10 protein-coding genes are annotated in these 15,383 nt (G+C 73.5%); 7 read left to right on the forward strand and 3 right to left on the reverse strand.

All coding sequences use genetic code 11. The features are described 5' to 3' along the window. Nucleotides 1–26: 26 nt before the first annotated feature. Nucleotides 27–242, reverse strand: a complete 216-nt coding sequence (locus ACH5AO_RS17715; RefSeq protein ID WP_030863769.1) for a hypothetical protein — start codon at nucleotides 240–242, stop codon at nucleotides 27–29. A 569-nt stretch (nucleotides 243–811) separates the two neighbouring features. Here ACH5AO_RS17715 and ACH5AO_RS17720 point away from each other — a divergent pair. Continuing rightward, nucleotides 812–2,053 (forward strand): S1 family peptidase, encoded by a 1,242-nt coding sequence (locus ACH5AO_RS17720; protein WP_398925550.1) that lies wholly within the window; start codon nucleotides 812–814, stop codon nucleotides 2,051–2,053. 485 nt (nucleotides 2,054–2,538) lie between these two features. On the opposite strand, the gene ACH5AO_RS17725 is transcribed toward ACH5AO_RS17720, so the two are convergent. Beyond that, nucleotides 2,539–4,683, reverse strand: coding sequence for a SpoIIE family protein phosphatase (locus ACH5AO_RS17725; RefSeq protein WP_398925552.1), 2,145 nt, complete (start codon nucleotides 4,681–4,683; stop codon nucleotides 2,539–2,541). A gap of 231 nt (nucleotides 4,684–4,914) precedes the next feature. Between ACH5AO_RS17725 and ACH5AO_RS17730 the strand changes: the two genes are divergently transcribed. The 4 genes from ACH5AO_RS17730 (at nucleotide 4,915) to ACH5AO_RS17745 (ending at nucleotide 10,456) form a co-directional block, all read left to right on the forward strand. Then, the gene (locus ACH5AO_RS17730) at nucleotides 4,915–7,362 is read left to right on the forward strand and encodes a SpoIIE family protein phosphatase (RefSeq protein ID WP_398925554.1); all 2,448 of its coding nucleotides are present in this window, start codon (nucleotides 4,915–4,917) and stop codon (nucleotides 7,360–7,362) included. A gap of 101 nt (nucleotides 7,363–7,463) precedes the next feature. Further along, entirely contained in the window at nucleotides 7,464–7,883 is a 420-nt protein-coding gene (locus tag ACH5AO_RS17735; RefSeq protein WP_398925557.1) for a CBS domain-containing protein, read from the forward strand. A 341-nt stretch (nucleotides 7,884–8,224) separates the two neighbouring features. Next, nucleotides 8,225–9,292, forward strand: a complete 1,068-nt coding sequence (locus ACH5AO_RS17740; protein WP_398925559.1) for a glucose-1-phosphate thymidylyltransferase — start codon at nucleotides 8,225–8,227, stop codon at nucleotides 9,290–9,292. Nucleotides 9,293–9,652: 360 nt separating this feature from the next. Continuing rightward, nucleotides 9,653–10,456, forward strand: a complete 804-nt coding sequence (locus tag ACH5AO_RS17745; protein ID WP_398925561.1) for a class I SAM-dependent methyltransferase — start codon at nucleotides 9,653–9,655, stop codon at nucleotides 10,454–10,456. A 177-nt stretch (nucleotides 10,457–10,633) separates the two neighbouring features. On the opposite strand, the gene ACH5AO_RS17750 is transcribed toward ACH5AO_RS17745, so the two are convergent. Continuing rightward, nucleotides 10,634–12,571, reverse strand: coding sequence for a glycosyltransferase family 2 protein (locus ACH5AO_RS17750; protein ID WP_398925563.1), 1,938 nt, complete (start codon nucleotides 12,569–12,571; stop codon nucleotides 10,634–10,636). A 212-nt stretch (nucleotides 12,572–12,783) separates the two neighbouring features. Between ACH5AO_RS17750 and ACH5AO_RS17755 the strand changes: the two genes are divergently transcribed. Together ACH5AO_RS17755 and ACH5AO_RS17760 are read left to right on the forward strand one after the other, a co-directional pair. Continuing rightward, nucleotides 12,784–13,284, forward strand: coding sequence for a metallophosphoesterase family protein (locus tag ACH5AO_RS17755; protein WP_398925565.1), 501 nt, complete (start codon nucleotides 12,784–12,786; stop codon nucleotides 13,282–13,284). Nucleotides 13,285–13,682: 398 nt separating this feature from the next. Continuing rightward, a complete protein-coding gene (locus tag ACH5AO_RS17760) occupies nucleotides 13,683–15,353 on the forward strand; it encodes a multicopper oxidase family protein (RefSeq protein ID WP_398925567.1) in 1,671 nt (556 codons plus the stop codon). Nucleotides 15,354–15,383 lie beyond the last annotated feature (30 nt).

Here is a 15,383-nt window from a genome sequence, read left to right on the forward strand (position 1 = left end):
CGGGACTTCGCGGCACAAGGGCGCGATCAGAGACCGGCGACCAGGTTCGTGACCGGGGCGGTGTTCAGGCCGGTGACACCCTCGACGGTGCCGACGACCGTGTCGACCAGGCCGGAGACCGGGGCGATGCCGTCCACCGCGCCCGTGAGGGTGTTCACGGCGTTCACGGACAGGCCGCCGGAGACGTTGTCGAGGTCGGCGTCGGAGATCTCGGCGGTCTCGACCTGGGGGGTGGAGTTCATGATGGAACGTCCCTTCGTATGGATAGGTCACAAGGGGGAGAGCGGCCCCCTCCGGTGCGGATGAAGGCCGCGACCGCGGGCGCCGGACGCCCGTCGCCGGGAGCCCGAAGCGGCCTTGCGGTGCGATGGATCAAAGCACGCGGCGGGCGCGGCCTTCCAATCAATCAAACGTCTCACCAGGCAATTCGTGCTCCGCAGGGGTGCAGACGTGCAGACGCGGGCACGGCTCGGCGGCGACTTCTTCACATGCCCCACCGCATCGACGCGTCCCGGCCACTTGCGCCCTGGTGGCCGGAATCCGACACACCGGTCCCAAAGGCGTGGCCCGGTCCGCCGGCCTGTGGACGAATCCCGGCTCCGGTGACCGGGTTGGGCATTCGATGTGCAGATTCGCTGAAGCCAAGATTCCGCTACGTGATCGCGACCCACCGCACACGAACGATCACCGCACGTGGTCGATCGGACGGGATTGAACGCCCCTCGCTGCCCGTGCGTACCAACAGCCGTCCGGGCGCCCCACAGTCGCCGAACACCGGCGCGACTCCGGTCCCCCCAGGAGGTCGAGAAGTTTGAGTCACAAGCGGATTCCGAAGCGCAAGGCCGCGATGGCGGTGGGCGGTGTGGTGGCGCTCGGCGCCGCCGCGATCCTGCTCCCGAACGCGAACGCGTCCCAGGACGGCGCGTCGGACGGCGCCGCGGCGGCGCCGAAGACCCTGAAGGCGGGCGACGCCTCGGACCTCGCCTCGCGGCTCGCCGGGCTCCTCGGCGACGCGTTCGCCGGCTCCTACTACGACGTTGACGACAAGCAGCTCGTCGTCAACGTCGTACCGGGCGACGACAACAATGTGATCGTGCAGGCGAAGAAGGCGGGCGCGGCCGTCCGCGAGGTCGACAACAGCATGACCGAGCTGGAGGCCGGGGCGCGGACGCTGAAGTCGGAGGCGACCATCCCGGGCACCTCCTGGGCCGTGGACCCGCGCACCAACAAGCTCCTCGTCACCGCGGACAGCACGGTGACCGGTGACAAGTGGAACAGGCTGGAGTCCACCGTCGAGAGCCTCGGCTCCGGCATGGCGACCATCAAGAAGTCCGCGGGCACGTTCAGGACCTTCGCCTCCGGCGGCGACGCCATCTTCTCGGGCGGGGCGCGCTGCTCGCTCGGCTTCAACGTCACCGCTGGCGACGGCGCCCCGGCGTTCCTGACGGCCGGTCACTGCGGTGTCGCGGCCGAGCAGTGGTCCGACGCGCAGGGCGGGCAGCCGATCGCCACGGTCGACCAGGCGGTCTTCCCCGGCGAGGGCGACTTCGCGCTCGTCCGGTACGACGATCCCGCGACCGTCGCGCCGAGCGAGGTGAACCTCGGTGACCAGACCCTCCCCATATCCGGGGCCGCGGAGGCCACCGTCGGCCAGGAGGTGTTCCGGATGGGAAGCACCACCGGGCTCGCCGACGGCCAGGTGCTGGGCCTGAACGCCACCGTGAACTATCCGGAGGGCACGGTCACCGGCCTCATCCAGACGAACGTCTGCGCCGAGCCCGGCGACAGCGGCGGCTCGATGTTCACCCGGGACGGCCTCGCCGTCGGCCTGACCTCGGGGGGCAGCGGCGACTGCGCCTCGGGCGGCGAGACGTTCTTCCAGCCGGTCACCACGGCCCTGGCGGCGGTCGGCGCGACTCTTGGTGACGCGGGTGCGGAGGGCGCGGAGGGCGCCGCCGGCGAGGAGACGGGCGGTGAGGAGGCCGGCGAGGGCGCCGGTGACACCGCGGAGTGGGGTGCCCAGGAGGGCTCCGGCCTGACCGGAACCCACTGACGCGCCCTCGCTCCCGACGGCGTGCGGCCCGCCCCCCACAGGGTGGGCCGCACGCCGTCGGGGCGTCCCTCCTCCGCGGTTCCGCAGCCTGTGTCGTCCTGGGTTCCCGAGCCCTTTTTCGCCCCCGCCGCCCCTTCCCGTCCCGGCCCTGGGGGCTCCGCCCCCAGACCCCCTTTGCGCCCACGCGGCGGAGCCGCACAGTGGCACGGCCCCGCGCCCCTTTCCGTCAGACCTCCTTCGCGGCCACGCGGCGGAGCCGCACAGCGACAGGGCCCCGCGCCCCTGTCCGTCAGGCCCCTTTGCGTTCACGCGGCGAGCCGCGCAGTGGCACGGTCCCGCGCCCCTGTCCGTCAGCCCCCTTCGAGGCCACGCGGCGGAGCCGCGCAGTGGTACAGCTTCGCGTTCCTGAAGTGGTCAGGGCGGGGTGCGGGTCTTCAGTGGTTCGCCGGGGGTGTGTTCCCGGTCGTCGTGCCAGGTGGGCCGGGTCAGCCGTCCGGTAGGGCCCGCAGGAGGAGCAGGGCGATGTCGTCCAGCCGGTCCTCCGCGTCCGTGCCGTGCTGGACCAGGGCGTCGGCGAGACCGTCCAGGGGCAGGTCACCGAGGTCGGTGAGGCGGCGGCACAGGTCGGCGACGGCGTCCTCGAAGTCGGTGCCGGGGGATTCCACCAGGCCGTCGGTGTAGAGGACGAGCAGGGAACCGGGGGAGAGGGCGACCTCGGTCGCCGGGTACGCCGCCGAGCCGTCGATGCCCAGCAGCGGGCCCCCGGCCAGGTCCAGCACCCGCACCCGCCCGTCCGGCCTGCGCAGCAGCGGCGGCGGGTGACCCGCGCGGGACATCACGGCCCGCCCGCGCGCGGGGTCGAGCCGCAGGTACAGACAGCTGGCGAACAGGTCGGCCCCCAGGTCCAGCAGCAGCCGGTTGGTGCTGCGCATGACCTCCTCGGGCGCCTGCCCGACGGCCGTGTACGCGCGCACCGCGGTACGGACCTGCCCCATCAGCCCGGCCGCCGCCACGTTGTGCCCCTGCACGTCCCCGATCACCGCCGCCGTCATCCCCTGCGCCGGCACCAGGTCGTAGAAGTCGCCCCCGATCTCCATCCCCTGAGTGGCCGGCAGGTAGCGGGCCGCCGCCTCGAACCCCGCCAGCGACGGCAGCGTGTGCGGCAGCAGCGCCTCCTGCAGCCCGTGCGCGAGCCGGTGCTTGGCGTCGTAGAGCAGGGCCCGCTCCAGCGCCTGGGCGATCAGGCCCGCCAGGTTGGTCAGCACCGCCCGCTCCTCCGTCGTGAAGTGGTGCGGCGCCGCGTACGACAACACACACGTCCCCACCGGCCGCCCCGAGGCGATCAGCGGCAGGAACGCGAACGCCGCGAACTCCGACGGGTCCACCAGCAGCGCCGGATACAGGTGCTCGAGCTCCTTCCGGTTCTCGAAGAAGGCGGGCACCCCGGAGCGCAGCACCTGAGTGCCGGGAATCGGCTCCGACAGCGGCACCCCGTCGAACCGCTCCACGAACCGCGCGTCCGCGTACCCCCGGTGCCCCAGCACGCGCAGCCGGCCCGCCCGGGACCCGAGGATCACCAGCCCCTGGCCGCCCACCGCCGGGACGACCTCGGTCGCCACCAGCCGCACCACGTCCTCCACCCCGACCGTCTCGGTCAGCGCACCCGCCAGGCTCAGCACCTGGGTGATGGTGACCAGCCGCGGCTGCGCCTGTCCGGACCACGGCGCCGCACGGTTCGTCTCCGCCACCGCCCGCGCCCGGCTGATCCGCACGCTGAGCCCGGTGGTGCTCGGATACAGCCGGAACGACAGCCACTCGTCCGGAGGGCGCAGCGCGACGAACGAGGTGACCTGCTGGCTGAACAGCGCCGCCCGGTACCGTTCCTCGTACACGGGGTCGTTCAGCCACGGCACCGACGCCCACATCCGGGCCCCGAGCAGCCGGTCCGCCGGAACCCCCAGCAGCTCCTCGGCGGCGGCGTTGGCGAAGCCGACCCGCCCGTGCGGATCGAGCGAGCACAGGCCGTACGGCAGCCGGGACACCATCCGTGCCGCCTCCGCCGTGCCGAGCGTGCCGGCCATGCCGTCCACCAGCGGCGCCGCCAGCAGATCGGGCTCCGCCGCCGGCGGCAGGCTCTGCTCGGCGGCCCGTTCCAGCCGCACCGCGAGCCGGTCGCAGGCGGCGGTCAGATGATCGCGCTCCCGGTCGGACAGTTCCTGCGGATGCGTGGCGGGCCAGGTCACGAAGACCGCGCCGTACGCCTTGGCCGCGGTCGACACCGGCAGCGCGGCCAGCGAGAAGGGGTACGGCAGCACCATGGCGATCCGGGGGTAGCGGCGGGCCATCTCCCCCTCGTCGCCCACCCACACCAGCCGTCGTTCGCGCACCGCGTCGGAGACCGGGATCGGCGCGCTCAGCCCCACCCGCTCCCACGGGGCCGCGAAGGCGCGGGGCAGCCCCGCCATCACCGCCATCTCCAGCACCGGCTGGTCCGGCGAGAGCAGGTACACGGCCCCGGAGTGGGCGTGCACCTCGTCCATCATCGAGGTCAGTGTCAGCGACAGCAGCGGACGGCCGACCGGCGCCCGCCCACCCTCCGGTGTCCGCGCGGACGACTGCCCCTCGGACACGCCGACCACCTCCTCGCACGGCCGCGCCACCGGCCCCGGGACCCAATCTCCCCCCTGCCGGGCCGTCGCGCACGACGAGCGCCCGGGGGACCGCGCGCCCCGCCCGGTGACGCGCCCTCCGTACACCCCGCCCCCGGGCCCGCAGGGCTGTCCGGGGGGCCTCCGCGCCCCGCGCACCCCGGAGCCGCCGAACGCGCACAGGGGCTGCGCGGGTGTCCCACAAGCGCTGTAATGGCCAGTGTGGTCGGTGAGGGCGCTGCGGGACGCAGCACGAGAACGCTGCGTGCCGAAGGTGCCCTGACGGCGATCGCGGACGACCCCGAGTCACCCGAACGGGTGCGCAGGATCCTGGAGCAGGCCCTCGTCTTCGCCGGTGCCGCGTTCGCCGCCGTGTACACGGCCGACGCGGACGGGGAACTGCTGTACCTGGCGGAGTCCGTCGGGGTGCCGCGCACCCTGTGCGGGGTACGGGACAGCTACCCCGTCGCCGGGCGCGCGCCGGTGGCCGAGGCCCACCGCGGGCGGCCGGTGTGGCTGGGCCCGGACGACCTCGCCGCGCAGGCGCAGTCACGGCGCGTGCCCAGCCACGACTTCTTCCTGGCGGCGCTGCCCCTGCGCGGCGACCGCGGCGGCTGCCTGCTCGCGGTCGGCGAGCGCGCCGGCGGCTTCGACGCCGACGACCGCTTCTGTCTCGGCCTCGTCGCCGACGCCCTCGCCCTCCCCGCGCCGGCCGCCACCGCCGAGGGCGCCGACCTGCGGCCCGGCGGCTTCAGCCTCGCCGTGGACACCGGGCGGGTCCGGGTCGGCGAGGACATCCTGGAGCTGTTCGGCCTCGACCCGGACGACTTCGACGGACGGGTCGAGACCCTGCTGGCCCTGACGGTGCCGGAGGACCTGCCGTCGCTGATGTCGGTCGTTGAGGCCGACCACATGACGATCGGCGACCGCGAACTGGAGTTCCGGGTGCTCCAGCCCGCCGGCCCGCCCAGGTGGCTGCGGCTGCGCGGCCGGCTGGTGCCCGGTGGCGAGGGGCGCCCCGCCCGGCTGGTGGGCTCCGTCGCCGACGCCTCCACGCTGCGCTCCGACGTCACGGACGTGGCCCGCGTCCAGCGCCTCGCCGCCGCGCTCGCCACCGCGGTCACCGTCCGCGACGTCGGCAGGGCCGTGGTCGCCGCGCTGCGCCGGCCGCTGCGGGCCGACCGGATCGCGCTCGCCGAGCTGGAGAACGAACGGCTCGTCGTCACCGTCCTCGACCCGCCCGAACCGGAGGCCTGGCCGGAGCTGTGGCGCACGGAGTGGCGCACCGAGTGGCCCGACGCGCCGGTGCGCACCATGCCCACCCTCGCCGCCGCCCTGCGTGAGGGCCGCGCCGGGATCTGGCCGGCCGGGTCCCCGCTGGAGAGCGCCCTCGCCGAGGTCGGCCCCGGCGGACTCGCCGTGCTGCCGCTGCCGGCCGGGAACCGCATGGCCGGTGCCTGTCTGATCGGCTGGGACACCCCGCACGACTTCGGCCCCGACGAACGCGCCCTCCTCACCGCCGCCGCCGGCCTCGCCGGACAGGCCCTGACACGGGCCCGCGCCTTCGACGCCGAGCACGAACTGGTCGGCATGCTCCAGCGCCAACTGCTGCCGCGCCGCCTGCCCCGGCTGCCCGGCGCGGTCGCCGTCGCCCGCTATCTGCCCAGCACCGCCGGCCTGGGGCTCGGCGGCGACTGGTACGACGTGATCCCGCTGCCGGACAACCACGTCGCCCTCGTCATCGGCGACGTCCAGGGCCACAGTGCCGGCGCCGCCACCCTCATGGGCCAGATGCGCACCGCGCTGCGCGCCTACGCCGTCGAGGGACACCCCCCGGACGTGGTGGTCTCCCACGCCAACCGGCTCCTCATGGACATGGAGACCGACCTCTTCGCCACCTGCTGCTACGTCGACGTCGACATGGAGGAGGGCTCCGCCTGGTGCGTCCGCGCCGGACATCTGCCGCCGGTGCTGCGCCACCCGGACGGCCGCACCGAGATCGCGGAGGCCGAGGGCGGCCCGCCGCTCGGTGTGGTGCGGCAGAGCGACTTCCCCATGAGCCCGCTCCGGCTGCAGCCCGGCACGATGGTCGCGCTCACCACGGACGGCCTGGTCGAGTCCCCCGAGTCCGACATCGACGAGGGCATGAACGGCTTCGCCCGGCAGCTGTCCGCCGCCGACCCCGCCCACCTCGGGCCCGTCGCGGACGCCCTGCTCGGCAAGGCCCCGCGCAGCGACGACGTCGCCCTGCTGCTGCTGCGCTACGACGGCATGGCCTCCCGCCCGCTGCGGGAGAGCTGGACGGTGTGGCGGGTGCCCCAGGCGGTCGGGCACGCCCGCCGCTTCACCCGGCGCACCCTGCGCTCCTGGGGGGTGACCGCGGACTTCGACGGCGCCCTGCTCGTCGTCTCCGAACTGGTCACCAACGCCCTGGTGCACACCGAAGGGCCGGTCCGTCTCGACATCTCCCTGGTCAACGACCGGCTGCGCCTCGCGGTCGCCGACGTCTCGCCCCGTACCCCCGTGAAGCCCACCAGCATCAGCTGGGAGGCCACCGGAGGCCGGGGCATCCTCCTCGTCGAGGCCGTGTCGGCCGCCTGGGGGACCCTTCCGGTCAGCGGGGGCAAGCAGGTGTGGGCGGAGTTCGTGCTGCGGCCCTGACGGCCGCCGGGTCCGCCGGCCGGGAACGCCCGCGCCCGGTGACCGCACCGCTCCACCGGGTACCCGGGGCACCACCGGAAGAGAAGGAGAGAGGACACGTCATGGCACAGCACGTGCGCGACATCATGACCGGCGCGCCGGTGACCGTCGGTCCGCAGACCTCCGTCGCGGAGGTCGCCCGCATCATGCGCGACCGCGACCTCGGGTCCGTCCTGGTGACCGACGGAGACCGGCTGCGCGGACTGGTCACCGACCGCGACCTGGTGGTGCGGTCGGTCTCCCGGGGCGGCGATCCCGAGGACACCACCGTGGCCGGCGCGTGCAGCGACGACCTGGTGACCGTGGCACCGGACGACGACCTGGACCACGCGGTGCGGCTGATGCGCGAACACGCCGTGCGCCGCGTCCCGGTCGTCGAGGACGGGCGGCCCGTCGGGGTCGTCTCGCTGGGCGACACCGCGATGGAGCGCGACCCGGAGTCCGCCCTCGGCGACATCAGCGCGGCCCGGCCCAACACCTGACGAGGACCCCGGTCCGGACGGTGACTCCCCGTCCGCGCCGGGGTGTCGAGGAAGAGGCGGAGCCCGTATGCCGGGCGGGTGTTCGCCCGGCGCGGCACCGGGGAGCCGAAGTGCAGCGGACAGGAGGAAGTTGACGAGCCGTGGCCTCGGGGACCACCGACCGGCCCCGCCGTGGACCGCGGTACCCCCTCCACCACCCCGAACACGAGTGCGGGGGAAACGCCGTGGGGGTGAGGGCCCGCCCGCGTCCGGGCGGCTCGCCGGCCGTCTCGCGGGATTCCGTGACGCACGGGTGAGGCGAGCGATGTCCCCTCCGCCGGAACACGGCTATGGTGAGTCGGATGAAGGCTCTCGTGCTGTCCGGCGGTGCCGGAACCCGACTGAGGCCGATCACCCACACCTCGGCCAAACAGTTGGTGCCCGTGGCCAACAAGCCCGTGCTCTTCTACGGGTTGGAGTCCCTGGCGGAAGCGGGCATCACCGAGGTCGGGATGATCGTGGGCGACACGGCCGCGGAGATCGAGGACGCCGTCGGCGACGGATCGAAGTTCGGTCTGCGGGTGACCTACATCCCCCAGGAACAGCCCCTGGGACTGGCCCACGCCGTACTGATCGCCCGCGACTGGCTCGGCGACGACGACTTCGTGATGTACCTCGGCGACAACTTCATCGTCGGCGGCATCACCGGCCTCGTCGAGGAGTTCCGCCGCGACCGGCCCGACGCGCGGATCCTGCTGACCCGCGTCGCCGACCCCCGTTCCTTCGGAGTGGCCGAACTCGACCCGTCCGGCCGGGTGATCGGCCTGGAGGAGAAACCGGAACACCCCAAGAGCGACCTCGCCCTCGTCGGTGTCTACCTGTTCACGCCCGCCGTCCACGAGGCGGTGCGCGCCGTCGAGCCCTCCTGGCGCGGCGAACTCGAGATCACCCACGCCCTCCAGCACCTGATCGACTCCCGCGCCGACGCGCGCTGCACCGTCATCGAGGGCTACTGGAAGGACACCGGCGACGTCGTCGACATGCTGGAGGTCAACCGCTCCGTCCTCGAGGGCGTCGAACGCCGCATCGACGGCCAGGTCGACGACCGGTCGGAGACCATCGGCCGGGTGGTCGTCGAGGAGAACGCGCGGATCGTCAACTCACGTATCGTCGGCCCCGCCGTCATCGGCGCCGGCACGGTCGTCAGCGACTCCTACGTCGGTCCCTTCACCTCCGTCGCGGAGAACTGCCGGATCACCGACAGCGAGCTGGAGTTCTCCATCGTGCTGCGGGACTCCTCGATCGACGGCGTCGGCCGCATCGAGGCCTCGCTGATCGGCCGGCACGTCGAGGTGACGCCCGCGCCCAGCGTGCCCAGCGCCCACCGGCTCGTCCTCGGCGACCACAGCAAGGTGCAGATCCATTCATGAGCCTCCCGGCCACCGACCGCCGCACCGCCCGCGGCCGCCGCGCGCGGGCCGTACGGGAGGAACCGCCCGGCGCGGGCACGACCGCGCGTACCGTTTGGCTCCACGGGGTCCACGGCGCTAACTTCGTGCGAACGATGACCGGTCCGGAAGAAGCCGCCGCCCCACCGTCGCCACCGGCGCCGGCGGGACCACCTGGTGCGACCCGCCCCGGAGCGGGTACGACCCACCACCGGCCCTCCGCGCCCCCCGGTACCGCGCCCTCGCGCACGACCGCGGGCAGGACATCGGCCTGCCCGCGCCGCGCGACCGGCGCGGCCCTGCACGAAGCACTGCCCCGCATCCGCAAGGAGAGTCCCCTTCGTGAAACGCCATGAGTTCCTTCGGGAACTGCACAAGGTCAGCGCCAACCGCAACTACCTGGAGATCGGCGTCAACGACGGCCGCAGCCTGCGCCTGTCACGCGTCCCCAGCATCGCGGTCGACCCCGCCTTCAAGGTGGTCTCGGAGCTGAAGTGCGACGTCCACCTGGTGAAGGCCACCAGCGACGACTTCTTCGCCCGCGACAACCCGCTGGCCCACCTCAAGGGAGGCCGGCACCCGCTGCGCAATCTGCGCCGGGGCCGCAGCCCGTTCGGCTACTGGCGCCGCACCACGCTCGACCTGTCGTTCATCGACGGCATGCACCTGTTCGAGTACGCCCTGCGCGACCTCATGAACGTCGAGAAGCACTCCGACTGGGCCAGCGTGATCGTCCTCGACGACATGCTGCCGCGCAGCGTGGACGAGGCCGCCCGCGACCGGCACACCAACGCCTGGACCGGCGACGTCTACAAGATCACCGAGGTGCTGGCGCGCTACCGCCCCGACCTGGTGACCGTCCTGGTCGACACCCAGCCCACCGGCCAGCTCGTGGTCTTCGGCGCCGACCCCGACAACACGGTGCTGCACGACAAGTACGACGAGATCATGGCCGAGTACAAGGTGCCCGACCCGCAGAAGGTGCCCGAGGCGATCCTGGAGCGGGCCGGGGCGGTGCCCCCGGAGGCGCTGCTGCAGGCCGGGTTCTGGCGCGCCCTCGCCCAGGCCCGCAACCGCGGCCTGCCGCGGCGCGTGGGCTGGGAGCCCCTGCGCCGCGCCCTGGAACAGGTCGGCGTCAGCCGCTGAACCCCCGCCGCGCGGCCCTTCGCGGCGGGCGCGGCGGCTCCCGTACGAGGGCACCGGGCCGAAGGGCTCCGCCCCGGCCCCGCCGGCCCTCCGGGGACGGCACCGGGCCGGTGCCCGCGGGTCATGTGCGACCCGCGGAGCACGCCCCCGGCGGGACACCGGGCGGCCGGCCCGCGGTCACCGCTTCCCGCGGATCAGGGGAGACACCCTCGCACGGGCCGCGCCGAGCGCCCGCCGCGCGGCACGCACCAGTTTCCGTACGGTGCCGGGACGCGGGACGGCCACCACCCGCGTGCTGCCGCCGGCGGAGCGGATCGCGAACGGCAGCCCGCTCCAGGCGGGCCGCGCGGCGTCGGGGTCCGGGCTCAGGGCGACCCGCCAGACCCCCCGGGGGAGCCGGGCGGGAAACGCGGCCTCCAGCAGGGAGCCCGGCCCGTCCACCTCGCCGGTGAGCGTGCCGGACGCGTGCAGCGTCCTGCCGGAAGCGGTGAACCTGAGCCCCACCCGGGCATCCCCGGCCGCGTGCAGCGGGACCCGGGCGCGCAGCCGGGTCCCGGAGACGGTGACGTCCGGCCGCCGCACACCGCCCAGACCGAGCCGCCTGCCCTTGACGCCCGTGTCCAGCGAGAGATTGCCGTGCGGCTCGGTCCAGTACGGCAGGACCGCGCGACGGCCGGTCACACCCGCGTACGGCTCGGGACGGGTGGCGCGCGGGGCGGGGCCGAGCCGGCACTCCTTGGTCCAGCCGCCGAGCTTGACCCGTACGACCGCGTCCCAGACCCCGTCTCCCGGCAGCTCGGCGGGATCGACGGTGGCGGTCGCCCGCAGCACCAGCCGCACCCGCTCACCGCCGTCGACGGGGACCGTCTCCCGGGTGAACTCCACCGGCTGGAAGTACTGGGCGGAGCTGGACCGTTCACGCAGCAGCAGGTCCGCGGTGGCCTGTCCGAACCGGGCCGCGGTCTGGGCGCCGACCCACGCCACCGCCTCCTCCACGTTCTTCGGGGTGTCGGCCAGCGGGGTGTGGGCGGCGTCCGCGGGGAAGGTCATCGGCTCGCGGGCGGAGGTGTACTCGGCGGTGAAACCGATACGCAGCGAGCCGCCGTGCCACTCCACGCCCGTGGGCGTCGCCGTCGGCGCGACACCGGCCTCCCACGCGGCGAAGTCCACCACGTCGTCGTACCGGTCGGCCTCGGTCAGCGCGGCGACGACCTGCTGAGTCGGCTGCAGCCCGGCGGAGACCCCGGGGCCGAACCGCTCGACGACGACCTTGTGGATCTCCGCGAACAGCTCCCTGCGGTAGTCGTCCGGCAGGCCCAGCAACCGCCGCGCCCGCAGCCGCTCCACCATCTCCACCCGCAGCCAGCGGCGGAACAGCCGGTCCCGCACCGGGCCCGGCTCGGTGTACCGCTCGACGACGTCGAGCGCCTCCCGCAGGTTGCCGAAGTACCCCACGGGGTCGAAGCGCTGGAAGCCGGCGTTGGAGGCGTCGTCGCGTCTGATGTGGTAGTAGCAGACGTAGTCGCTGAGCACGGACACGTTGTCCGCGCGCAGGTACGCCTCGGTGACGAAGACGTGGTCCTCCAGGCGCCGCCGCCCCTCAGGGAAGCGCAGCCCGATACGGTCGAGGAACTCCCGGCGGAACATCTTGTGCGGGGTGAGGCTGTCGATCAGCGGGGCGTTCTCGACCGTCGCCCGCGGATGGTTGCGGCGGAACAACTCCACCGGCACTCCGCGGTTCTTGCCGGCCATCTTCCCCACGACGACATCGGCGCCGTGGGCCGTGCCGTACGCGTACATCCGCTCCAGGGCCTCGTCGCCGAGGTAGTCGTCGTTGTCGACGAACATCACGAACTCGCCCCGCGCGGCGGCGATCCCCACGTTGCGGGGCTTGCCCGACCAGCCGGAGTTCTCCTGGTGGATCACCCGCATCCGGGGGTCCTCGGCGGCGAGCCGGTCGAGCCGGGCGGGTGTCCCGTCGGTCGAGCCGTCATCGACGAAGATCGCCTCGTACTCGTCGGGGGGCAGTGACTGCCGCTGCAGCGAGGAGATGCAGTCCTCGATGTAGATCCCCGGGTTGTACACGGGAATGATGACGCTGACCTTGACCGGCATCTGGATCTGGGCCCTTCGGGTCTCTCGCCGTGGAACGTGCGGGCTTGACATGCGTCGCCCGATCGTAACGCCACGGCAGCCGCGTTCCCCGCTTCGCCCCGCCGCCGGGAGCCCGCCGTGACGGCCACCGGCGGCCGCCGACCGGCGTGCCCGCCGGGCCACTTGAGGCGTGGCGTCCCGCCGGGGACGCGGCGCCGCCTAGGCTGCCGCTCGTGCGACTGCTCCTGACCTCCGACACCCACCTGCCGAAGCGCGCCAAGCGGCTTCCCGCTCCCCTGCTGGACGAACTCCCCCGCGTGGACGTCGTGTTCCACGCGGGGGACTGGGTCGACACCGCCACCCTCGATCTCCTGGAGAGCCGTAGCCGCAGACTCGTCGGCGTGTACGGCAACAACGACGGGCCCGAGGTGCGGGCCCGTCTGCCGGAGACCGCGTACGCGGAACTCGGCGGGGTGCGCTTCGGCGTGGTCCACGAGACGGGCCCGGCGCGGGGGCGGGAGGACCGGTGCGCCGCGCGCTTCCCCGAGGTCGACGTGCTGGTATTCGGACACAGCCACATCCCGTGGGACACCACCGCCTCCACGGGACTCCGTCTGCTCAACCCGGGATCACCGACGGACCGTCGCCGACAACCCCACTGTACTTATATGACCGCCACGGTCGCCGGGGGCCGGCTCACGGAGGTGGAACTCCACCGGCTGCCCCCACGCTGACGGGCCGGGCCGCTTCGTGTCGGTGGAAGCGGCCCGGACGCTGCGAGTAGTTGTGTTCTCACGGACCTCCTTCCCACGATCGGAGGTGATACCGGGCGACTACCCCTTCCCGCGGAACTCACACACCTGATTCCCGGGTTTTCCGCCGGGCGTCGTCCCGTTGTGACCGGTGGGAACCGAGTGAGTCGGGTGAGCCGGAGGACCACAGAGGCCGGACGGGCTGCCCCGGTCCCCCGTGAACGGAGGGACGGCAGTGGTGTCGGTGCTGGTTGCGGTGTCCGAACAAGTGCAATATGTGGCGAGTTGTGCGGCAAGTCGCTGTCACACACCCCTTCGGCGTGTCACGCGCCACGACCATCCACCACGCATGCGCGAACACGTCGCGCCGGGAGTGACCCATGCCTGACCAGTCGACCCCGCGCGGGCCGAACACCGACTCGTACGGCGCCGAGCTCTCTCGGACCCCTCTCCGGGACACCGCGCCCGGCACGGAGCTGACGCGACGCAGGGTCCTCGGGCTCGGCGCCGCGCTGGGGCTGGTCGCGGCGGGCGGTACGAACGCCGCCGCCGCGCCGTCGCGCCACCGGGACAACACCGGTGGGCAGCTGCGCAGCGCCGTGCCGCTGCCCGAGCCCTACACCGTGCCCCTTCCCGTCCCGCCCGTTCTGGCGCCGGCCGACACCTCCGGCGGCACCGACCGGTACGAGATCACCCAGCGTCAGGTGACCGCCCGGATCCTGCCGGAGGTGACGACGACGCTGTGGACCTACAACGGCACATATCCCGGCCCCACGATCGAGTCCCGTCGCGGCCGGCCGGTCACCATGCGGCACCGCAACGAACTCCCCGTGCCGACCGTGGTGCACCTGCACGGCGGACGCACCCCGGCCGGGTCCGACGGCTACCCCACCGACCTCGTCCTCCCGGACGGCTGGCCCGACCCCGCCCCCGGCCGCCACGGCGAGGCGAACATGGCACACGACCCGCGCGCGGTGACGAGCCGGACGACACGGGAGTACACGTACCCGCTCGACCAGCGTGCCGCGCTGCTCTGGTACCACGACCACCGGATGGACTTCACCGCTCCGGCGATCTGGCGGGGCCTGGCCGGCATGCACATCGTCCGGGACGAGGTCGAGGACGCCCTGGACCTGCCCGGCGGGGAGCGGGAGCTGGCGCTGATGATCGCCGACCGGGCGTTCGCCGACGACGGTTCCCTGGCCTACCCGGCCCTCGATCCGGAGCTGCGCGACCGGCCCGGAGTGACCGAGCCCTACGCGGCCGGCGTCCTGGGCGACGTGATCCTGGTCAACGGGGCGCCGTGGCCCGTCCACGAGGTCGACGCCGTACGCCACCGGCTGCGGCTGGTCAACGCGTCCAACGCCCGCCACTACCGGCTGGAGGCCGTCACGGACGACGGGCACCGGCTCGACCTGGTGCAGATCGGCGCCGACCAGGGGCTGCTCGCCACCCCCGTCACCCTCACCGACCTGCCCATCGCGCCGGCGGAGAGGTACGACGTGGTCATCGACTTCGCGGGCCTGCCGCCCGGCAGCCGGGTGCGCCTGCGCAACCGGCTCGGCAGCGGACGCACCCGCGACGTCATGGCGTTCCGTGTCGCACGCGCGGCGTCCGACCCCAGCACGATCCCCGAGGTGCTCTGCGACGACCTGCCCTCCTGGCGGCGCTCGCAGGTGACCATGCTCCGCCGGTTCACCTTCCGCGCGGGGCACACGGAACAGGGGGTCGGCTGGTTCGTCAACGGCGAGCCGTTCGACCCGACGCGCACCGACGTCTACACCTGGCGCGGTGCCGTGGAGGTGTGGCGCCTCACCGCCGACGTCCACCATCCGGTCCACCTCCACCAGACGGGGTTCCAGGTGCTCTCCCGCGACGGGCGCGCACCGCTGCCGCACGACGCCGGCCTGAAGGACACGGTGTCGCTGCGCCCCGGTGAGACGGCGGACATCATCGTCCGCTTCGACGTCCACCGGGGCCGCTACCTCTTCCACTGCCACAACGCCGAACACGAGGACATGGGCATGATGGCCAACCTCGAGATCGTCTGACGCCGTTCCTCCGGACCGAGCGGGAGCGGG

It is taken from the genome of Streptomyces sp. NPDC018964, from assembly GCF_044390325.1.
Classification (GTDB): Bacteria; Actinomycetota; Actinomycetes; order Streptomycetales; family Streptomycetaceae; genus Streptomyces.

Coding starts and splice junctions, on each gene's coding strand:
- ACH5AO_RS17735 (WP_398925557.1), top strand. CDS start 7,464: ATGGCACAGCACGTGCGCGACATCATGACCGGCGCGCCGGTGACCGTC.
- ACH5AO_RS17730 (WP_398925554.1), top strand. CDS start 4,915: ATGGCCAGTGTGGTCGGTGAGGGCGCTGCGGGACGCAGCACGAGAACG.
- ACH5AO_RS17760 (WP_398925567.1), top strand. CDS start 13,683: ATGCCTGACCAGTCGACCCCGCGCGGGCCGAACACCGACTCGTACGGC.
- ACH5AO_RS17740 (WP_398925559.1), top strand. CDS start 8,225: ATGAAGGCTCTCGTGCTGTCCGGCGGTGCCGGAACCCGACTGAGGCCG.
- ACH5AO_RS17750 (WP_398925563.1), bottom strand. CDS start 12,571: ATGCCGGTCAAGGTCAGCGTCATCATTCCCGTGTACAACCCGGGGATC.
- ACH5AO_RS17715 (WP_030863769.1), bottom strand. CDS start 242: ATGAACTCCACCCCCCAGGTCGAGACCGCCGAGATCTCCGACGCCGAC.